General features: G+C 50.6%; 27 protein-coding genes. 6 read left to right on the top strand and 21 right to left on the bottom strand.

Annotated features, from left to right (window positions below; all coding sequences use genetic code 11):
* Nucleotides 1-17: 17 nt before the first annotated feature.
* The 13 genes from EGO56_RS12210 to EGO56_RS12275 form a co-directional block, all read right to left on the bottom strand.
* On the bottom strand, nucleotides 18-2,105 hold the full coding sequence (locus tag EGO56_RS12210) for a ClpP-like prohead protease/major capsid protein fusion protein (protein WP_135909373.1): 2,088 nt from the start codon (nucleotides 2,103-2,105) through the stop codon (nucleotides 18-20).
* Nucleotides 2,065-3,573, bottom strand: coding sequence for a phage portal protein (locus tag EGO56_RS12215; protein ID WP_135909375.1), 1,509 nt, complete (start codon nucleotides 3,571-3,573; stop codon nucleotides 2,065-2,067). Before EGO56_RS12215 ends, EGO56_RS12210 begins: the two co-directional genes overlap by 41 nt.
* 8 nt (nucleotides 3,574-3,581) lie before the next feature.
* Nucleotides 3,582-3,797 carry a hypothetical protein gene (locus EGO56_RS12220; RefSeq protein WP_083068462.1) on the bottom strand — a complete coding sequence of 72 codons (216 nt, stop codon included), beginning with the start codon at nucleotides 3,795-3,797 and terminating at the stop codon, nucleotides 3,582-3,584.
* Nucleotides 3,797-5,914 (bottom strand): phage terminase large subunit family protein, encoded by a 2,118-nt coding sequence (locus tag EGO56_RS12225; protein WP_135909377.1) that lies wholly within the window; start codon nucleotides 5,912-5,914, stop codon nucleotides 3,797-3,799. Before EGO56_RS12225 ends, EGO56_RS12220 begins: the two co-directional genes overlap by 1 nt.
* Nucleotides 5,915-5,916: 2 nt before the next feature.
* Complete coding sequence (locus EGO56_RS12230) at nucleotides 5,917-6,420, bottom strand: DUF1441 family protein (RefSeq protein ID WP_135910577.1); 504 nt, start codon at nucleotides 6,418-6,420, stop codon at nucleotides 5,917-5,919.
* Between the two features lie 234 nt (nucleotides 6,421-6,654).
* Nucleotides 6,655-6,906: a hypothetical protein gene (locus EGO56_RS12235; RefSeq protein WP_135909379.1), complete on the bottom strand. Its 252-nt coding sequence runs from the start codon at nucleotides 6,904-6,906 to the stop codon at nucleotides 6,655-6,657.
* A gap of 15 nt (nucleotides 6,907-6,921) precedes the next feature.
* Nucleotides 6,922-7,353, bottom strand: coding sequence for a hypothetical protein (locus tag EGO56_RS12240; protein WP_135909381.1), 432 nt, complete (start codon nucleotides 7,351-7,353; stop codon nucleotides 6,922-6,924).
* Nucleotides 7,354-7,630: 277 nt separating this feature from the next.
* Nucleotides 7,631-7,825 carry a hypothetical protein gene (locus EGO56_RS12245; protein WP_135909383.1) on the bottom strand — a complete coding sequence of 65 codons (195 nt, stop codon included), beginning with the start codon at nucleotides 7,823-7,825 and terminating at the stop codon, nucleotides 7,631-7,633.
* Nucleotides 7,826-8,001: 176 nt separating this feature from the next.
* On the bottom strand, nucleotides 8,002-8,256 hold the full coding sequence (locus EGO56_RS12255) for a hypothetical protein (RefSeq protein WP_135909387.1): 255 nt from the start codon (nucleotides 8,254-8,256) through the stop codon (nucleotides 8,002-8,004).
* Nucleotides 8,256-8,723, bottom strand: a complete 468-nt coding sequence (locus tag EGO56_RS12260; protein ID WP_135909389.1) for a lysozyme family protein — start codon at nucleotides 8,721-8,723, stop codon at nucleotides 8,256-8,258. The genes EGO56_RS12255 and EGO56_RS12260 overlap by 1 nt, the downstream gene beginning before the upstream one ends.
* Entirely contained in the window at nucleotides 8,716-9,015 is a 300-nt protein-coding gene (locus EGO56_RS12265; protein WP_135909391.1) for a phage holin family protein, read from the bottom strand. The genes EGO56_RS12260 and EGO56_RS12265 overlap by 8 nt, the downstream gene beginning before the upstream one ends.
* Nucleotides 9,012-9,398 (bottom strand): putative holin, encoded by a 387-nt coding sequence (locus EGO56_RS12270; RefSeq protein WP_135909393.1) that lies wholly within the window; start codon nucleotides 9,396-9,398, stop codon nucleotides 9,012-9,014. The genes EGO56_RS12265 and EGO56_RS12270 overlap by 4 nt, the downstream gene beginning before the upstream one ends.
* A 34-nt stretch (nucleotides 9,399-9,432) precedes the next feature.
* Nucleotides 9,433-10,407 carry a DNA-methyltransferase gene (locus tag EGO56_RS12275; RefSeq protein ID WP_238349022.1) on the bottom strand — a complete coding sequence of 325 codons (975 nt, stop codon included), beginning with the start codon at nucleotides 10,405-10,407 and terminating at the stop codon, nucleotides 9,433-9,435.
* 463 nt (nucleotides 10,408-10,870) lie between these two features.
* On the opposite strand from EGO56_RS12275, the gene EGO56_RS12280 reads away from it, so the two are divergent.
* Together EGO56_RS12280 and EGO56_RS12285 are read left to right on the top strand one after the other, a co-directional pair.
* Nucleotides 10,871-11,392 (top strand): hypothetical protein, encoded by a 522-nt coding sequence (locus tag EGO56_RS12280; protein ID WP_135909396.1) that lies wholly within the window; start codon nucleotides 10,871-10,873, stop codon nucleotides 11,390-11,392.
* 1 nt (nucleotide 11,393) lies between these two features.
* On the top strand, nucleotides 11,394-12,263 hold the full coding sequence (locus tag EGO56_RS12285; protein WP_135909398.1) for a Kiwa anti-phage protein KwaB-like domain-containing protein: 870 nt from the start codon (nucleotides 11,394-11,396) through the stop codon (nucleotides 12,261-12,263).
* A 32-nt stretch (nucleotides 12,264-12,295) separates the two neighbouring features.
* Here EGO56_RS12285 and EGO56_RS12290 read toward each other — a convergent pair whose 3' ends face one another.
* From EGO56_RS12290 to EGO56_RS12325, 7 genes are all read right to left on the bottom strand, one after another.
* A complete protein-coding gene (locus tag EGO56_RS12290; protein ID WP_135909400.1) occupies nucleotides 12,296-12,649 on the bottom strand; it encodes an antiterminator Q family protein in 354 nt (117 codons plus the stop codon).
* Nucleotides 12,650-12,665: 16 nt separating this feature from the next.
* A complete protein-coding gene (locus EGO56_RS12295; RefSeq protein ID WP_135910578.1) occupies nucleotides 12,666-13,682 on the bottom strand; it encodes a DUF968 domain-containing protein in 1,017 nt (338 codons plus the stop codon).
* A 178-nt stretch (nucleotides 13,683-13,860) separates the two neighbouring features.
* A complete protein-coding gene (locus EGO56_RS12300; RefSeq protein WP_135909402.1) occupies nucleotides 13,861-15,198 on the bottom strand; it encodes a chromosome partitioning protein ParB in 1,338 nt (445 codons plus the stop codon).
* Nucleotides 15,199-15,210: 12 nt separating this feature from the next.
* Nucleotides 15,211-16,179 carry a helix-turn-helix domain-containing protein gene (locus EGO56_RS12305; protein WP_135909404.1) on the bottom strand — a complete coding sequence of 323 codons (969 nt, stop codon included), beginning with the start codon at nucleotides 16,177-16,179 and terminating at the stop codon, nucleotides 15,211-15,213.
* Nucleotides 16,176-16,364, bottom strand: a complete 189-nt coding sequence (locus tag EGO56_RS12310; protein WP_135909405.1) for a DUF4222 domain-containing protein — start codon at nucleotides 16,362-16,364, stop codon at nucleotides 16,176-16,178. The genes EGO56_RS12305 and EGO56_RS12310 overlap by 4 nt, the downstream gene beginning before the upstream one ends.
* A gap of 249 nt (nucleotides 16,365-16,613) precedes the next feature.
* The gene (locus EGO56_RS12320; protein WP_135909409.1) at nucleotides 16,614-17,102 is read right to left on the bottom strand and encodes a YmfL family putative regulatory protein; all 489 of its coding nucleotides are present in this window, start codon (nucleotides 17,100-17,102) and stop codon (nucleotides 16,614-16,616) included.
* Nucleotides 17,095-17,319, bottom strand: a complete 225-nt coding sequence (locus tag EGO56_RS12325; RefSeq protein ID WP_072044085.1) for a Cro/CI family transcriptional regulator — start codon at nucleotides 17,317-17,319, stop codon at nucleotides 17,095-17,097. The genes EGO56_RS12320 and EGO56_RS12325 overlap by 8 nt, the downstream gene beginning before the upstream one ends.
* 86 nt (nucleotides 17,320-17,405) lie before the next feature.
* Here EGO56_RS12325 and EGO56_RS12330 point away from each other — a divergent pair, with 86 nt between their 5' ends.
* Nucleotides 17,406-18,041, top strand: a complete 636-nt coding sequence (locus EGO56_RS12330; RefSeq protein WP_135909411.1) for a LexA family protein — start codon at nucleotides 17,406-17,408, stop codon at nucleotides 18,039-18,041.
* Between the two features lie 380 nt (nucleotides 18,042-18,421).
* Here EGO56_RS12330 and EGO56_RS12335 read toward each other — a convergent pair whose 3' ends face one another.
* Nucleotides 18,422-18,676 (bottom strand): hypothetical protein, encoded by a 255-nt coding sequence (locus tag EGO56_RS12335; RefSeq protein WP_135909413.1) that lies wholly within the window; start codon nucleotides 18,674-18,676, stop codon nucleotides 18,422-18,424.
* A gap of 139 nt (nucleotides 18,677-18,815) precedes the next feature.
* On the opposite strand from EGO56_RS12335, the gene EGO56_RS12340 reads away from it, so the two are divergent.
* From EGO56_RS12340 to EGO56_RS12350, 3 genes are read left to right on the top strand one after another with little or no spacing between them, the layout of a single operon-like run.
* Nucleotides 18,816-19,013, top strand: coding sequence for a hypothetical protein (locus EGO56_RS12340; RefSeq protein ID WP_135909415.1), 198 nt, complete (start codon nucleotides 18,816-18,818; stop codon nucleotides 19,011-19,013).
* The gene (locus EGO56_RS12345; RefSeq protein WP_135909417.1) at nucleotides 19,010-19,414 is read left to right on the top strand and encodes a hypothetical protein; all 405 of its coding nucleotides are present in this window, start codon (nucleotides 19,010-19,012) and stop codon (nucleotides 19,412-19,414) included. Before EGO56_RS12340 ends, EGO56_RS12345 begins: the two co-directional genes overlap by 4 nt.
* A gap of 11 nt (nucleotides 19,415-19,425) precedes the next feature.
* Entirely contained in the window at nucleotides 19,426-19,767 is a 342-nt protein-coding gene (locus tag EGO56_RS12350; protein WP_135909419.1) for a hypothetical protein, read from the top strand.

Consider the following 19,767-nt stretch of genomic DNA (forward strand, 5'->3'; position numbering starts at 1 on the left):
AGCCGCCCGGAGGCGGCTTATTTGTTGGTGACTTTAACCAGACCCCGATGATCCAGCGGTGCAACACCTGCATCGATTCTCACTTTGAACGCTGCACCATCAATGGTGAATCCCTGCTGCTGCTCAAGATACGGGGTATCAATACCGTCCAGATAGGCGACCTCAATAGTGTCGCGGCCCTGTGCCGCAGCCAGGTAGTAATCAGTAGCGCTGCTGTCATCCAGACGCGCCTCCGACATGACCTCCACAAAGTTCTGAATCGGGTTATTGATGCCGCTGTTAACATCAGCACCGGGAACGCTGGCAGATTTGATCAGCTGGTTAGCGCGAGACTCGATAGCGACGGGTGCCAGCATAAATGCAGGACGAATATTCAGGTTACGCTCACCTGATTTCTGCAGCTTCATTGCCTTGCGTGCCGTGTCCAGACCTTCAATGCTGAGACCGGCCTTAATCAGGTTGCCGTGGTCGGCATGGAACAGCGGCTTACCGTCTGACATTTTTGGATTGCTGGTCAGGACGGCCCAGACCAGATCACCTACGGTGGCTCGGGCTGCGCTTCCCATCGCCTGCGGAATCCCGGTCAGCATGGACAGATCATCATTGATAATGGCCTGACGGTCGATGCTGAACAGGTTGCCGTAGGTTGCCAGCGCAATCGGCTCGCCACGATCTTTGAGCGTGACATATTTATATTCTGCGCCCGGACGCACTTTGCTCAGTGTCGGGAACGTCTCAAGGCCGACGCGGTGCGCCGTTTTGAAATCAGTCAGAATCCCTTTGCGCGTCCATTTATCGAAAATTTCCTCGGCCTCATCCCAGCCCATCAGCGCCGCTTTGTTAGCCACGTCCATCAGGATGTTGCCAAAATCACTGTTGCTGTGGGTGAATGCCAGCCCCACCATTGCCATCGGGGTCTGATGACCGGCAATACCGATCCCGCGATCAACCAGAGAAGCGCGCGCCAGCTCACGCAGCGTATAGCCTGCATACGCATTGTCTTTTTCTGCTTCCGCATAGCCCACGCGGGACATGATTGCAGCGCGGACTGAATCGCCCACCAGATTGCCGTTACCCGCATGCAGATGAATGGCACCCGGACCGGCGAGCGGCGTTGTACCGGCAGCCAGCGCGGTAAGCAGTTTGCCGCGTGCAACTTCCGCTGAGCATGACATATCACTGATACATTCGGTGCGCAGAGAGGCAAAGGCAGGGAATGCCTCAAACACTGCGCTAACGGCATTAACGCGCTCAGCGTTCGCCGTCTGCATCTGCTGCTGCAACTGAACAGCCAGTGCGCCGATATCGATGTTGCCTGCCTGAACCGGCGCGGGCGGAGTAGCTGCCGCCTGCGGAGCAGGAATCTGCGACGCTGGCGTCTGAGCAGCTGGTTTTCCTTCTGCACGTGGCGTAAACAGTGATTGGAGTTGTTGAGGCATGTTGGTGTAGTCCTTCAGTTTGTTTTCATTCATACAGGCTGCTGCCTGCAGTTCAGGTTCCAGGGTATCGGCAAAACCTTTTTCAACGGCCTCTGCACCGCTCATCCAGGTTTCTGCTTTCAGCATTGCCTCAAGCTCTTCACGCCCCAGACCGGTTTTATTCATGTAGGCGTTGAGCATCAGCGCTTCATTGCGATCAAGAAAATCTGCGTAATCGCGCATCTCATCGGAGTCACCAGCAATACCGCCCCAGGGTTTATGGATCATGATCCAGGCGTTTTCCGGCATGTGTACAGTGGCACCCGGCAGGCAGACAATCATGGACGCCATACTGGCGGCCACGCCGTCTACCCAGATATCCATCGTGGCTTTAAGGCGTGACAGCGTGTTGTAAATGGCAAAGCCCTGCATCACATCACCACCGGGGCTGTGAATATGCAGGTCGATGGCGCTGGCCTCAAACACACCAGCCTCTCTGCACTCATTCACAAACTGCTGGGCTGTGATGCCCCAGCCGCCGATCACGTCATAGAGATAAATCTCTACCCGCCCGGCTGCCAGCGCACGAATCTCATACCAGCACTGACCGTTTGCCGCATCGACACCGGCCAGCGAGGCTTGAGGATTAATCAGTTTTTGAGTCATCTGACTCTTTTGATGTTGCATCTAACACCACTCCTTTATCGTTGGCGGCGTCGGAATCGAACACCAGCCCATGTTCCCGGTTGAATTCGGTTTCGCGCAGGCGCTGGCGCTTAACCTCCTGCGGATTTTTGCCACGCGCACGCGCCCACTCCGCCTCAGTACTGGCACCGCCACGCACGTTGGCTTTCCACGCCTGCGCCTCTTTAACCGGGTCAATCCACGGCATCACCGGCCCAAGATAAAGCGCGTTATAAAGAGATTTTCGGTCTACATCGGGAGGGATTTCGATACCGCTCAGGAGTGCCATTGCCAGCCATGCACGGTAAACGGGGCGGCTGTGCTGCCCCACAAACCACTGCTGGAGAACGTTGTACCCCTCAAAACTCTCCACCAGCTCCTGACGCTGTGAGCTGTATGTACCGTTGTAGTCGCGCGCAATGCTGGAATAGCTGCCGCGTGTACCGGCAGCAACTGCCCGCATCTGCCCGTTCCTGAACTCGTAGAGGTGAACGTTGGGGCGGTTTGATTCCACCATGCCCAGGTCTTCACCCGGCTTTAATTCGTCATAAATCATGCCGGGCGCGATGTTGTAGAACCGCTCCCCGCCAGGCTCCGAAAATTCACCGCTGTCATCCAGGGACTGCGCATCACCGCGCCGGATGTAGAACCCCAGCGCTGCCGCAATTCGGGCTGCGACCCGTTCCGATTCTTCGTAGTCTTTGATGTCCGACAGGCGAGTGATAACGCCATGTATCAGGCTGATTCCCCGCAGCTGATGCAGGCGTTTGCGCTGCGCCAGATGCAGCATGCTGTCTGCGGAAACAGTTTTGAATTCAGTGTTAAAGCCGGTAAATGAGGCCGGATGGTTTTTATAGACCTTGTAAGCAGTGGGTCGCCCCCATGCGTTAACGACGATGCCCTGCCTTATTTGCTGCCCTGTCGTGCTGTTCAGGGTGTAGGGAACGAAATCAGCCTCCAGCATTTCCAGCGAGAACGGCACTGATGTGGCGTGCTGTAACCCGGCTACATTGCCGCGCACCAGCTGAGTAAACACCTCACCGTCACGCAGTGCCGAGCGCAGCAGCAGCCGTTCTGCCTCGGGGCGGGTAAACATCCCGGTCACTTCCGGGCGCACTGACCATTCAGCCCATAATGCTGATAGCTGGCTGGCAAAATCGCCGTGCAGATTGCCATCAAGGTCGAGCGGCTGTGGTTCAACGTGGATGCCATGCGCTCCGATTACCCGGTCCTCCATTTTGTCGAACAGGCCGATAACCAGATCGTGGTTTTCATCCAGCCAGCGCGCCTGCTCACGCAGTGAGGTTCCCGCTGCAAATACAGCGGTATCCGCTGAACGGGATTCTCGCTTGCTTTTATGCAGCCGGGACGGGTGAGCGGCCTCATAAGCCTGCAGCCGGAGGCGGTTTTGCGCACGTGCAGCGGCCCACCCTGGCGAAATAACGCCGAGTGCTTTTTCAAAAAATCCCATATTGGTCCCTAATTAAACCTGGCGAGTTTGTACGAACCGCCGCGACCGCGTGCAGCGCGCCAGCGTTTTTCCCAGTAATCCAGCTCGGTGCGCAATGCCACCGGATCATGGTTGGTAATGGCCCGACCGTTAACGCCGGTAAATGAAACTGATTTTCCATCCAGCGAATCGGTGTATGCCTGACGCACCGTGAGGAGCATCTGGTAAATTTCACTTCTCGTCATTACAGCCATCCTCCGTTGCCAGACGATCCTGACCATCCATCTGCCGCGAGGCTATTTCGTGGCGCTGGTTTGGGAGCGTTTTGCTGTCTGGTTTTAGGTTTTGATTCAGTTTTCTGCAGAGGCTTATCGCCCGTCACGATACCGGGGTTGGCATCCTGTTCCCGCGCCCATGCTGGCGGGTTTTCCCAGTCGCGGATTTTTTCATACCCGCGCAGAACGGCTACGGCCTGCGCATAGCAGAACAGGTCAAACGCCTCGTTATTACCTTTGCCGGGTTTGCGCCATTTGCCATCAGCGCCGCGCTCCTCATAGGTCAGTTCGTCATAAAACCATTCGCCCAGCCAGTCAGGAAAATGGATATAGCCTGCGCCGGGCATTTCACGTGAGAGGTTGTTGCTCAGCTGGTCTTTGAGCGTATCGGTCTGAAGCAGATATACAGGGATTTCCCCCCGAACCTCAGCACGCCTGTCGGCCCTGCCGCTATTGTCCGGAAAAGTTTTTGTGATCGTTTTCTGGCGTTTTGTGCTGTCGCCCTTGATGAGATAAACGCGTCTGGCCAGTCCGTCCCGGCGACACTGCCGCCAGAATTTATACGCATTGCCGGTTACGCCTTCCTCGCCGCCGCTGTCCACCGCCATTGCCATCACCGTCATCCGCTGCTCCTCATTGCTCTGCAGGCGATAAGTTTTATCTAACACATCTGAGACCAGCAGTTGCCAGTCCTCCGGATAGGCATCAGGCCGAATTGGCAAAGCCTCTCCGTTTTCATCATGTCGCATTGAATAGCGGATGTTGTAGCGGTCTATCAGCCAGCGCTCCCCGTTTTCGCCGTACCCGATGATCTGCACCACAAACCGCCGCCGTTTGCCGCCCTGAACATCTACAGCTGCCAAAAGGAAACGCACTTTCGGCGGCACCAGCCGTTTGCCATAATCTTCAGCTCGTTTCATCAGGACATCTGACTGGCGTTGTTCGACTGATGCACGCGGCAGATACGGACGGCCCCAGTCGGTGTTAATAACCGCCCTGAGCGCCTCTTCACTCTGCGTTGCCTCGTACTCCTGCTCAGCCGTCAGTAATTTGTAAACCAGCTGCGCCCAGGTCTGATAAGCCGCAGCTGGTCCCTCCATCCAGAACGAAGCGATGCGAGAGCGGCGTGGTTCACCTGAACGCTTCCCGGCTCCATCAATTTTTTCACCCTCACGCAGCCAAACGCCGGATTTATTCAGCTCGCGTTTCAGGTCAGCCGTAATGACGTTGTTGCAATGAGGGCAGCAGATATGAGCGGCTTCACTGGCTTTAACCGGGTCGGCATCGTCCCGATAACCAGTCATCACCTCCATCTCTGGCTGGAAATATTCGTCACAGTGCGGGCATTGCCAGTACCAGCGTCGTCTGTCGCCGCGGTTATAGAGGGAAAGAGAGCCGGTTGTTGGTGGTGCTTCGTGAGGTGACTGACGACGCCATTTGGTGTTGGTTATCTCTCTGCCCGGTGAACCTTCCACCAGCGTCATACCTGCCGACATGAATGTCGTGGTACGTTTTGAGGCAAGAGAAAAGCCATCACCTTCACCGTCTATGTTTTCCGGAAACCTGTCATAGTCGGTCAGCGCAACGTATTTGAAATCAGATGACGACATGATGTTGATAGATGGCCAGCCTATTTTCAGGTAGTTACCAGCCAAAAATGTTTTGTCGTGAACGTTGTTATCATTGCGCAGCGGGCTGAGGCGTTTTGCCACTTCCGGGCTGACACGGAACGTGCGCGCCAAACGTTTTTTTGAATGCTCCCGCGCCTTCTCCTCTGTCATCTGAACGATCAGCATGTCGGATGGATCGCAAACCACGTTATAGACCACCCATCCATCTATCAGGCCGATTGTCTTACCCGTTCTTGCGGGACCAACAAAGACCACTGCGTCATACTCACGCGATGCCAGACAGTTCATTGGCTCAATGATATAGGGCGCTAAATCGGGGTCCCATTCGACTGAGTTCCCTACACCCACGGGGACGCGCATATATTTATGCACCGCCTCCGCTACCGGCAACCTGCGTGGCGCACGGATGATCGAGGCAGTATTTTTTCTTATCTCTGCCGCCGTGGCCTGATGCATGGTTACTCCTCGTCTGGCAGTTCCTCCTCTGGCGGTGCGTCAGCCATTTCAACCTGCAGGGCTATGTGATCGCGCAGGTCATCAATAACTTTTTGAACACGAACCACTGCTGCAGGCGTCATGGCGCAATCGCGCTCCAGTATGTCTGGCAAAGTTTCGAGCACCTGAACCACCGCTTTAGCCATTGATGAAAATTCCCGCACTACTTCTGATGCTGGGATCAATTCTCCGGTTTCCTGCTGAAACTTGAGCCGCTCGCGCTCCGACTGAAACCACGCTTTGCGATCAGGCGGCAGCATTTTATCGACGTTCACCAGCTCTTCAGATGTAGTGCGGCTAAGGAGTTCTTTGAGGATATCCACCACTGAAAACAGTTTTAATTTTGGGTTGCTTCCAGGTGCAGGCAGAACCCCGCTCAACTTGCTGGAGACCGTCTGTCGATGCATGTCGGTGAGCGCTGCCAGCTGATTGATATTGAGTCGGAGGTTTTTGAATTCTTTATCCATGATGATGAACAAATTTTAATCATTTCGACATCGTGAAAATTTTCACGACTGAAATATCAGAAGGTTAAGGGGATGATGATGATGTCGATAAAATGCAAAAAACTAGCCGTTTTCCGCGTGTCGCCGCCCCCTCGGTAAACGATTTCGCTGGGAGTACCTTTTCAAATGAGAATCATTTTCATTTTCCGGTGGCAGGATGCCGCTCCAGCAGTGGTGATAATCATTATCATTTGGTTAGCTTTTTGGGGTGTCGTATGACGATACGGAAATATATGAGCCAGCCAGCGTGGTTTTAAACCATACCTTGAGATCGGTAAATTTCAGCCACCGCCCCGGCCTGACTGTTTGCCCTACCTGAGACGCGTCTGGCGCATCCTGAGAAAGGCAGAACAATGCCGACCCAAACTCCACCTGAACATCATAGGTCTGGTCAGTATCGGCAACGAGCTGCCACTCATCGGTTAAATCCAGATTGATGGTTTTCACCTTTGCTCCTGATAATTATTTGGCTGTTATGATCAGCGTTGAGACCATGTCACGTAGCGTTACCGTTAGTGTGCAGGTTCCGCCGGTGAGGATACTGACAGCCGCCTGGCCTGCCGCAGACGTGGTTATGTGCTGTACCATGCTGGGATTTGATATCGTCCAGACCGCACCATCAGCACGCCCGCCCCTGACGCCTGTCGCACCGTCAACTATGAATGCGCCCAGGTATTGCCAGCCTTTGGGTGCGGTGGCGTTCAGCATCGTGTAATGCGTGGCGTCTACCTGAGTGACGTACCACAGCGATGCTGGGTTAGTGTTGCTGTCGTTCTGGATGAATATCGTGTCGGCTGGTGGTTTATTCTGACCACCAATAACGATAGCGCCAGGTACTGATAATCCCGGCATATTGGTGCCACCAATGACAGTGGCGTCTGGTATGACAATCATTTTGCGTAGCCTGCAGGCAGGATTTGTTAAATCTTCAACAATGGTTAGACCATCAGCCGATGTCTCTTACAGGAGACAAATGAGGTGTTGATATTAAGGCTCACAATAGAACAAGAAGTTTTCATTCAGAAACATCTATTGAGGAGTTTATATGCACAAGAGCTGGTTTTATTTAGCTATCGCCTACGCACCAACTATAAACAGCATTGTTAGTTTAATATGCTGGCACCTGAAGTAGTCATCATCAGGCACACTTTAAAAATGCGCCTTGTGATAATTATTCTTCGAAAGATTCAGCAGGTGAAATCTCACCCTCTTCAAACCACGCATCCACCGCTCGGCCATCAGCGGCACAATAGTGAATTAAATACTGATTGCAACAGTTGGCATATTCAGCGCGGCCCTTCACGTGGCCTTCTTCTCCACTCACAGTGACCTGAACAACCTGACCTAACTCATGTTTAAATCCCATGACACTTTCCTTTTGCTATGAAATAGCCGCTTGCGCGGACCTGTTAATTCTTTTGCTCAAAACAGTTTTTTTCCCACGTTTCGTTGTGGGTCAGAATTTGTCGCTGTGTTGGCGTGCTCATAACGTCAATATCATGGTCACTGACATAGATAGGGCGCACCCACTCACAGCCGGTATCAGTTACCCTCGCGCCGCCACCGTTCCCGCAGCCGCTCAGACACAGCAGCATCAGGCAGACTGTTAATATCCTGCTGAACATCGACAGCATTTTTCAGCACCTCAATATGTTTTTCTGATTCCTCAGCCTTAACAGATGCCCGCTCAGCTGCTGCTGTGGTTTCAGCTGCTTTTTTACCTCTGCTACGACCCAGACCGAATGCAGCCACTACCAGACCGGCAATGACGGCCAGCACAGTTAATACTGTTTGCATCAGATCAAACCTTTGTAGGCGTCATAGGTGCCGCTGCGCATTACCTCTGCATGACGTCGCGCGCGGTCAGGTGTCTGGCGCGCCCACAGGCTATTCAGCATTCCACCAGCTGCACCAGTAAAATCACCGCGTGCAATCATGCCCAGTGTGTTAATGAAACCAGCCAGACCAGCTACACCCATCTGATAGGCCATGCTGTAAAGCACGTCGCGGCGTGCGTCGTTGCACTGCGCGAGTGCGGCCACAATCGCAGGCTGTCGATTCATTGAGGCAGTTTTCGCGTCTACCAGGCATTGTTTCCAGACATCGCCAACACGACGCGGGACGGTAAACTGGTACTGGCTGATTGGTGCGTTTTGAGGGCCGATCCTTATACCACCGGCAACCGTTGGAAAATTGCGTGTGTCCCAATAGGGAGTCTCGCGATAACCCTCTTCAAAATTGAGGATTTCAATGATTCTACTCACCGGTTTTTCTCCGTGATGAATTTGAAATAATGCGCGCCACATTGCCGCGTGCTGCAAATACGGCTATGCACGCCAGCCCGTGCGCAATCACAATCGACCATCCGGTTGACTGGTAATAACCAAACAACCACAGCAACACAAAATTGCCGTAGGCCAGAATCAAAGCGGCAGCGATCCAGGAATATAGAGGTTTACGCGTTCTCCCCTGTTTGCTGAACAGCATCAGACGCAGAGAAATAGCCGCACTGAACGCGACTACTAATAATGTTTGCGGATCACAGTGGATGGTCATGATTTATCCCCCAGCCATTTTTTGACGAATGGCAATTTTGAGACGCCACCGTTTTTCAGCCAGAAATAACCCTGCACCGCAGCAGCTGAAATGATCACTGCTGCCAGTGCATCCAGAGGCTTTTCGCGGTAGTTGAGATAATCCTCTACTTTGTCCGCAACAAATCCGGCCCCAAATACGCCAGCTGCATAGCCAAACAGGAAATAACCAAATATCTGTCGTCGCGTCAGGTCGCTGGCGGTGACGATAAAACACATCGACCCGGCAAACGCTCCAAACGCGATTGAGTAATCTACAGAGGTGATAAAACCCACCAGCGCAGACGTGACAATGCCCCAGCCAGCTACTGTTGCCGTAGCGCCGGTGCTTAATGGCTCAGCCATTAGCGGTCCCTCTTAATGATTAATAAATTCTGATTTACTCGATTAGCTGATTCAGTTCGCTAACCGTCTGCCGGAATCGTTCCTCTTCCAGCTCAACGCCAATTGCAGAACGGCCCAGCTTTATTGCCGCCTTTATCGTTGACCCTGACCCCATGAAGAAATCAGCCACCACCTCACCCGGCCTGCTGCTGGCGTTAATAATCTGCTCCAGCATGTCAGCAGGTTTTTCGCATGGGTGTTTGCCGGGGTAAAACTGAACCGGCTTATGTGTCCATACGTCTGTATAGGGAACCGTTACCGTGACGCCGAAATATCTGCGCAGAGATTTGAACTCTTCCTGCAGCTCCAGATATTTACGGTTGAGTGAGTGGTACGTGTCCACCAGCTGGTGGTGCGGTGCAGTTAACGTTCCTGATTGATGGTGTGCAATGGCTATCTCAGTAAACAGCGCCTGCAATTTGAGGTAATCAGCTTCGCTGGGTAGCTGCCACTGACTGGTGCCGAACCAGTGCGAGACCATGTTCTTCTTACCGGTTGCCGCAACAATCTGGGCAGCGGTTACACTCAGCTCTGACTGGGCATTACGGAAATAATCAATCAGAGGTGTCAACACTTGCCGTTTTAACTCATCGCATTTCCGAGCATAGGCGTCTGGTTTGTACGGCCCCTGATAATGCTCTGCAAACAGTATGCGTTCAGTTGAGGGGAAGTATGATCTCAGACTTTCTTTGTGGCAGCCCTTCCAGCGTCCATCAGGCTTAGCCCAGATGATGTGGTTTAGAATGTTGAAACGCTCTCGTATCAAGATTTCGATATCTGACGCAAGCCGATGCCCGCTGAACAGATAGATGCTGCCATTAGGCCTCAGCACCCGCCAGAATTCCGCCAGGCAGCAATCCAGCCACCGTAAATAATCTTCATCCCCTTTCCACTGATTGTCCCACCCAAGCGGCTTTACTTTGAAATACGGCGGGTCGGTAACAATCAAGTCAACTGAATCGCATGGCATGGTTTTGAGCACGCTCAAACAATCGGCATTGAACAGTTCAATGACAGGCTTATTTATCCTTTTTTTCACTCAGAAATCACTCAGTCTTGAAGCCAGAATAAAACCGTTATCAGGCACTCGTACCCCTCATTACCTAGCCTTCGACGATAAGTTCAAAGTAACCTTTAACAGGCTTTAGAGACTCTTATGAGATTGGGGCTTTTGAGGTAAAAGAAGGATAATCATAAACATATAGAGATGCCTCCCAGTTGGCCAAGCCCGGGACGGTCAGGGACTCACCCTTGAGTATTACTGGGTAATAAGCAGCACTACGTTGAGGCCACTCTTATCACATTACATATCTTTTTGCGTACGCGTTAGATAAAAAAATGACAACATTAAAAAAAAGGTGTATCAAAAAGGAGTAATGAGGGAACGGCTAGCGTATACTGTATACTCATACAGTACTTGATAGGATTTATCGATGAATAAGATTGCGAGATTTTTACTGACTGCAAGTTCAATTGCACCAGTCGGGATCACTCTAATTTTTATTGGTTTTATTAAAGATAAGCCCTGGCTTGTATGGTCATCTCTTACTGTATGCATAGCGAGTTTTGTCTCTGTTGTTTTCTTTCTATGCTATGCAAACAATAACGTCACGCCCTTATATAAAAATATAAGCTCTATCTCACCAGCTAACAAAGAAGTAACTAACTATTTTTTAAGTTATTTATTCCCATTGTTAGGTACTGACTCGATAGCAGATAAGTGGCAATATGCTGTGTTTTTTTATGTTTCATTGATAATTTATGTAAGCTTTTCAGAAAACTACAATTTCAATCCACTGATATCTCTCTTAGGTTACAAATTTTACGAAGCTGAAGATGATACTGGTGTTGGTTTTGTTCTTATTTCTAAAAATGTCATTACAGATGTACAGGGAAAGGATTTTGAAGTAATTCAATTAACTGATTACACCTTCATCCAAGTAATAAGGAAATAACATGCCTCTTTTCGCAGTAATGAAAAAAACTTCGGCTGTGCGCATCTATCGTATTGACACTGACCAAAAAACTGACAAAAAAATCACTACTATTTTTAAACAGCAACTGACTGATTTTGAGAATGAATATTCTAAAATTTTACCTTTCGTTGCTGGCTACAATCCCGACTCTGATGAGTGCAGCATTATAACTAACTTTGTTGAAGCCGCACCTTTATTGGATGCTGTAAAACGGAGCACTGCTATACCTAAGTGGGATGACGGTATAGGGCTTGATGATGTCACAGCGCTGTTTATGGCTCCTGAGTACCCAGCCAATAAAGATAAAATAGCCATTCAGATATTTAGCAAAAAACAAATTTTAAAATCATCCAAATATTTATGGCTTAATAATAACGTATTCAGTATGTCTGACTTATTAGGTTTCAATATTGATGACAAGCTTGTAGCTATAATCGAAAGCCAATCTATTAAATTTCGAAGCTTTACAAGCTTGAGAAGTATTTTTGATATGAATCAATACTTTGCATTGGCCACAAAACAGGACATTGATAATTTCACTAAGCATACAGCTTTTGACGTTCCTCAAGGATTCGATATGAACCTAGTTGCGGATAATGTCATAAGAAAAAAAGTAGCGTTAATAAATAAAAGTAAAATACTCGACACTCAACCGGTTGATAAAATTGAAACAGCAGCTAACAATTTAAACTTCCCACTAGTAACATCAGGTGCTGGAAATGCTAAAAAAATCGTCATGCCTACTGATAAAAAACTTATTAAAGATCTTCTTGATTTTTTAGATGAAGATTATTTTAATTCAGAGTTAACGCAAGTAAGGTACCGTTCTAATTCGAAAAGAATTGCATAATAAAAAGGCCCTGAGGGCCTTTTTTTCGCAACTTAAATCCTTACATCTAACATTGACAAACAACCATCCACAAAACCTTCTGCTGTTTGTAAATCTTTCCTTACTTTACCGTCTGAACATTTTCTTTTTCTAGCAATGCAGCGTAGAGATAAGCCTATCACGTAATGAGCTATCAATAATTCATATTCTTCTGGCCTGCGTTTTTTTAAACGAGCTACACAACCATCAATAATCAAGGCGTCATCATCACAACATTGAATTCTCGAGCTTTTACCATAAGGAATTAAACCTTTAAAACCTGCGGCTATAGGTTGCCAGTCAACTCCACTACTTTCTGCCGCCGCCCATGCGCCCCAACTATCTAACATTCGTGACATGTCACGCATTATTATCTCCACACATTTAATTTTTTGAAGAACCTATAACACCAACTGCTATGGCGTAATCGAGGAAGCGAAACAGCAGCACTATCTGGCTACCATATTTTGCCTCAAACGCCCTGACATCCCTGTGCAACTCATCGTGATGCGCTCTGCAAAGCGGTATTACAAAGAGATCATGAGATTTTGTACCCATTCCCCCCTGTCCATGCCCAATGATGTGATGCGGGTCATCAGCCTGCTGATTGCAGCAGGCGCATGGCTGTGACTTCACCCAGCGCGTGTATTTGGTGCTCTCCCAACGGCGGCGCTTTGGCCTCAGCATGAAGGACTCAGGCGACTCTGGATCGGCATCCAGAGTGATAATCTTTTTAACCTCCTGCGCGACCTCCTGAATGATTTCGGTGGCCTGCCTCACTGGTGCGATCAGCGACTCTTTCAGCTCACCTTGTGGGATAGTGTCTTTTGGCATACGCAGAACGCGCCGTGCCGGTGCCTCTGGAATCAGGTCAACAACGTCATTCAGTGACGCCCACCAGCATAATTCTGGCAGTGTGAGCAGGTGGTCGCCGTGTAGCGCCATCTGGTTGCATGCCACTTTAATGATCCACAGCGCAGCGTTACGTTTCGCGATGACGTCCATACGGCCCGGCATGCCGTTTTTCATGAATTCAGTATCATGGCTGCAGCATAACGAGACCGGGCCACTCTCAGTCTCAGCCATCGTGAATTCGTGATAATGCCAAACGCCTGACTGCTCCCACTGACAGTAACCGAGCGACTGAACGTATGACGCCAGCGCATTTGGTCCACCAGCAGCCGTTATCACGCGCTCATGACTGAAAAACGCCGTCAGTGAGGGTTCATCCAGTAATGGCTGCGTGCTGTCATTCAGCAGCCCTGACGGTTTGTCTGACAGGTCGGTAGTGGGTGTGCTGATCACCACGCGGCCCTGAAAAAGTTTTTCCAGACCCGGACCAGGTTTAAACAGCACTATTCCTGTGCGTGGGGCATATTCTGGAGTGAGTAGCGCCCTCATGCCGCCCTCCCAATCAGTCGTTTGAGAGCGTGGTGCGTTGCAATGAGTGCGGCGGCCAGCGATACCAGAATTGCGCAGGCGTACCTGTAGGCAGGGCAACTGATTGCCAGCCAGCTCAGGCATCCACTCAGCACCCAGGCAATGACGCATATCAACAGCACTGCTATGAGGTCGTTTTTCACTGCGACTCTCCTATGTCCGGGATGGTCAGTTGACCCGCAACCTCGCGGACGGCCTGACGCAGCATGCGGTAATTGGACCAGCAATCCCGGTTTACCTGCTCCACCAGCTCAATGAACTCCTGAGCAGTGCATGGCTGACTCAGGCGTAAATCAGTTAGTGCGCCATGGAACCGCTGCAACTGCTCTGCCACCATCTCTGGATCATCATGCTGCTCCGACAACCACTCTTTGATTGCCTGTTCGTCCTGGTGCTGCTGGATGAGGCGCAGGGCTGATTGAATGGTGTCCTGTGGAACGACAACGTGCTCAGGGTGTTCTACGGAGTCTGCCGCCCAGGTGTGGGCATATTTGGACTCTGCGTAGGTGTATTGGGATTTCATTTTGAACGCTGCCTGAACGCAGGCCCAGACCTCGACGCCGCTCTGCTCCAGAATGTCCTGTTTTGTCAGCGGTAAATCATCACCCTCGTCGTTCGCTGACTCAGCTGGTGGTTGTTCACCGTCTGCCGTTGTAATGCCGTGATGCTCTCTGGCGGCCTGAATGATATCCATCACCTCAGCCACCTGCAGGTCAGTTTCAAACGTAAGAGTGATACATGCGCCCTCATCGCCCTGCACCGCTTGGCAGTTTTTGGCTAACAGTTCCACCAGCAGCCGGGACTGTTTCGCACTGAATTGTGCCAGGGCGGCGTTTCGGGTCAATTTTTTCTTGCCAGCGGCTTTGGCTTTCTCTAACTGTTCACCGGCAACGCGTCCAGCTGCGGGGCCATGTTTTTTGCTCAGCTCCACAGCCGTGGTGGCTGATACCTCGCCAGACGCCACCATGTTCAGGAGGGTTTCACCTGATGAGAGCAACTGCAGGTGGTTCTCAACGTCAGTGATCGACCGATGAAACCCATTGGCGATTTCAGCGAGGGTATAACCTGCGTTAACTGCCTTGTTGTAGTTTATTGCGCGCTGGATAGGCGTGATCTGCAACCCCTCACTACTGCCTGTCTGAGCTGCCAGCTTTTGGAGGACAGTGCCAACAAAGTCTTTGCACTCGATGCGGGCAACCTTATGGCCCCTCTCAGTAGCCAGGCATGCCCCCGTGTAACGATGCTGACCGTCGATGATGTGGATGCCGCGCTCTGTTACCTCGACGACCAGCGCAGGCAGGTCAACACCGGACATCCATAGCTCACACATTTTTTCAGCGTGCGCCATGTTCAGTGGGCGGCCCTGTTCGCCGTCTACGATGTACAGCTCCTCAAGCGGCACCATGAATGTTTTTTTCACCGTGGTGCCTGTGCCGTTGGCCTCTTTCTGTTTGTAATGCTGAGATAAAGTTGTCATTTTTTTAGTCCATTAATTTCCGTGAAACCCTTCTGGGATGGCGTAATCAACTGGTGAAACGTCTGTGACTGACCGCTGAACCGGACCGAGCCTGATGATCAGCTCATCCCATTTTTCGCGGAGTTTGGCCGGGCTGAGGATATTCCGGCACCAGAACGGGTCGCCTTGGACACGCCTGAACATTTTGCAAATTTGGTAGTGGGTACGCTGGTCCTGTGAGCACATCAGACGTACGTCGTTTGCCCACGCGGTCCAGTTCGGCTCTCGGGGGCGCGCCAGTTCGCCGTCTGTTTCTGCGGCTTTTTCGTAGAGGTGGATGATCTGCTCCCATATCCACTGCGCGCATTTCAAATCCTCATCGCTGCCCCACAGGTTTTTTTTGGGGCTGCTCACCACCACGTCTTGATGACCGGATAGAAAGTTATCCACAGGCAGAACGTCCGGGGGCGTAGCTCCAGGACATACAGGGTTTTTATCTAATGGTTCATGTTTTGAATTTACTGACGGATCGTCGCCAGATTCTGGCGGGTGAAAACCCGGATTTTTGCCAGATTCCGACGGGTCAAAATTTGAGGGGTCATAATTTGGTGCATCAGATTTTGACGCGTCAGATTTTGATGTGTCAGTTTTTGATGCATCAGATTTTGATGTGTCAGATTCTGACGCGTCAGAATCTGGCTGGTGAGCATAGGCAGCCTCTCGCAGTTTCCTGACGTTCAGCTGGTACATGTTCGAGGTGTTCCTGTTGCCTTTGCGCCGTGTGGTGCTGGTCAGCCAGCCATCGGCCTCTAATTTGCGTATCGAGGTGCGCACAGTGCTGGAGCCTGCGCCAATCTGACGGGCTATGGTGGCGATTGACGGCCAGCATATGCCCTCATCACTGGAGAAATCAGCCAGGCGCGCCATGATGGCCACGCTGGTGATTTTCATACCCGACGCCGCGCAACCGTCCCAGACGTATGCAGACAATTTCACGCTCATCCAACTCTCCTGAACTTCTGGCCCCAAAGATTTCGGGGCTGGACGCAGACGTGCGGATAGCCTGGACGCCTGAACAGCACCCGGTTATTCGTTACATCGACGCCTATGGTTTCAACAATCACACCGCGTGGATCGGCATAGCGCGCAACCCACGGCTGAATAATTTCGTTTGTCTGCTGGGGCATTTAGCCCCCTGATTTGCTTAATTTCTGAATATGGTCGCCCACAGCCCACTCGACGAAACTGTGGTTAACTGCGTGATGGCCATCAGGTAAATTGAGCGCATAACGGAATGGCTGCTGACTGCGCCCGCCAGTCATTGGCAGGCAGCGGAATTGCGGATAGATTCGGGATCTGTTTAAATTGTTCACGCGATTATTTCTCCACTCAAATTGATGTAGTCGCCGAAGGCGCTGGGCTGCAACCCGGCGCTTTCACTTTTCTGGAGTACAGAAAACTTTGTAAACCAGCGTTGTATGCTCCTGTAATTTCGTAATGGCACGGTGTAGTTCCTCGTCAATAACCTCGCGCTCGTGCGGTTCTACTACTCCATCCTCGATAGCTGCCCTGACCTGCTGTGAGTACCGGGTGATCTGCTCAATAGCCTCCAGCAGTCGCTGATTAATATCGCCGTAATCCACCAGCTCAATATCAGGCAACGGCACAAACACCCCTCCAGACACTTTCGCAACCGCGTTCGCTACGTCGTGATTGCCACTGGCGTGCTGTAACAGCATTGACCAGCCGAACGGGAATATCTGATCACCGCCTGAGCGCAACCGGTTATGAATTGCGTCCTCAGTTACATCCAGAATTTCAGCAGCTTCGCTATATCCACCATCCAGCCCTGCAATAGTTTTTCGGACTGCCTTCACCAGCCACGCAGGTTGCCTTTCAACTTTCCATTCCGGTTCGTTACCCACGCTTTGAAGCCTTCTGCAGTGGTTTGAATACAGGCGAAAGCTCTGGATAATCCCTCCAGTTAAAAGGCAGGGAACCTGCCGTAGCTGCCGCGATCAGTAATGCGTATTTCCAAGGGATTACATCGCCCCACAAACTTACCGTTGATTTTGATATGTTTAGAGCAGTAGCTGTCGCCACTGTCCCCCTGAAATGTTCTATCACTGTACTTTTACGCATAGCTCCTCCTTAAACCAATTCAGTTTAAACAACAAAACTAAAAAACGTCAATAATAAAAAACTTTCCAGTTTAAGAAACCAAACATATGATTGAATCAGTTAGTGACCGCATAAATAAGCGAATGCGAGATTTGAACCTGCGAAGTAAGGATTTAGTTTCAGCAACCGGCGTATCAAAGGGGACTGTTAGCCAATGGGTTAACGGTAACAACAACCCTTCTGCAACACATATTCCCAAACTAGCCAAAATTTTAAACGTCACGGAAAGTTGGTTAATAAATGGCGGAAGTCGTTCACAAAGAGATAAGCCAAGTGAGGTAGATCAAAGGCCACTACATAAAATCCCTCTAGTCTCGCTGGCGCAGGCCGGGGACTGGAGAAAACTCATGAACCTTGATAATGATTTTCCTAATTGGACTAATGTTACAGATGATGTGTCCCCCCATGCTTTTTCTGTAAAAATGGATAATGACTCCATGACTGGAGATGGTCCCATCAGCATTCCTGAAGGCTCCATAATTATTTTTGACCCAGATGTTAAACCGCAATCAGGCAAGATAGTTTTAGCAAGGGTTGGTGAATCAACAGTAATTAAGAAATTGGTTATTGATGGACCCAGTGCTTACTTAGTACCTATAAAACCCAGCTATAAAACGATTGAGCTGGAATCGCTTGATCATATTATTGCCACAGGTGTTTCCGTTCAGACCAAACTGCCCTAAATCCAAATCATAAACTCCCCTCAGCAAACCAAACGCCCGCTATATCGGGCCTTTTGTCCTCCCCTGCACTCTTAAGTTTTGCAATCAAAACCATTTCTGTTGACTTGAATGTTTTGATGAGTAAACTCAAATTTATCAGGTTAACGCAACCAGCGTTAATGAGTTCGGTAGTTGACACTCTAAAAATTATCACTTAGGAGAAAGGGCGGTGGAGAAAGATGTAGAAGCACTTTTAGAAAAGGTCTCACGCCTTGAACTGGCAGCCAGAAGGGGCTTGCATCTGAATGAAGAGGTCAAGCCTCACTTAATGCAAGGCCGCCTGATCTCTATTGAGCACTGCAATACAACGATCCAAAACTGTGATTTGTTTCGTAAGTGGGTTAGCGAGTTTTTTGGATCATGAGGATTGATTGTTGTTCAGTCATGCCATAGCCCTGAACAAATACCTCAATTTCCTCGTCCTTACTCTCATTTATGAATGTTTCACCAGCATGGCTGTGAAGATCACCGGATATGACATGCCCTTTCTCGACGTCATAGCCACCCATAAGCTCAGCGACCGTGAATTCCCCCATAGGGTCACGAATAACAATGTAACCAATGCGGTGCTCATGATGTACGACGACTCCGCGCATAACAGTTTCCTTCTGGATGTGTGAGAACAACCAGAATACCACCTCGCCTGATGTGGTTAAAAGCAGGCGCAATTTCAAATGTGGAGAAACGGCGGTGGGCTATTGCAGTAGCCCACCAGCCATAATCGAGGAACGGATTATGATCTTGGACATAGACGATCTGATTACTGAAATTTTCGACGAATACCCCCAACCACGCCTCATCTGTAACACTCCAGGCGATTACACGTCGCGGCTTGTTTCGCAGCTCAACCTGAAACGCACCGCACGCACCGGCATGTCTCTTGTACGCCGCCCTGTACGTTTCCGCCCTGCTCAGCAGGAGGCGCAACCATGAAGAAAGTTGCCCACTATCGTCGCAGCCACGGCCCTAATGCCGGGTTTAGCGAAAAACTAACCTGGCGGTTATCAAAAGGTCCAGCGACAGGCCGCGAGCTGGCCGAATGGATGGGGATAACCCTCCGGGAATTTAACCGGCTCATTCTCAACACAATGCGGCATGGCGGAAAAACGTTGCAAGTTGAGGCATCCAATCCGGTCTGCCTCGGTCGCAACTCAGTAGACCGTACCTATACGCTGGTCAGGAGTCCACGCAGGGTTGCTCCGCAGGCACTGCCACCAATGGTGATTAACCAGAGCAATGACCGTTCAGAGGAGGCTATCCAACGCCACCGCGCTGCAGCTAAACGACGTGCCCGACTGATTGCGAGCGGGATTTACATGGAATGTATGGGTTAAGGAGAAACGCTATGAGCATTAAACATATGGCAGCATTGCGTGATGAAGACGGCTTCTGGACACACCCAGACTATTTTGTGCCAGCGAACGGTAACGAGTATGCCGTTCCCGGCGAGTTCAGCGCGTGGCTGCGTCAGCACAACCTAGAATCGTTCACACTATCCCTCGAATCTGATGCTGCGGCATCTGAAGTTGCTGAAAATTATTTCGATGGTGAGCTTGGAGGTGACATCTCCTCATGGCAGCCATCTAAGCCCCAAGGTAAAGGCTGGTTCATCGGCTCCATTCACGATACCGAGGACGGCCCCTATTGCATCTGGCTGCGCCCTGTAATGTTAGGTGGCCATAAGTGA

This window comes from Pantoea vagans, from assembly GCF_004792415.1.
In the GTDB taxonomy this organism is placed as follows: Bacteria; Pseudomonadota; Gammaproteobacteria; order Enterobacterales; family Enterobacteriaceae; genus Pantoea; species Pantoea vagans.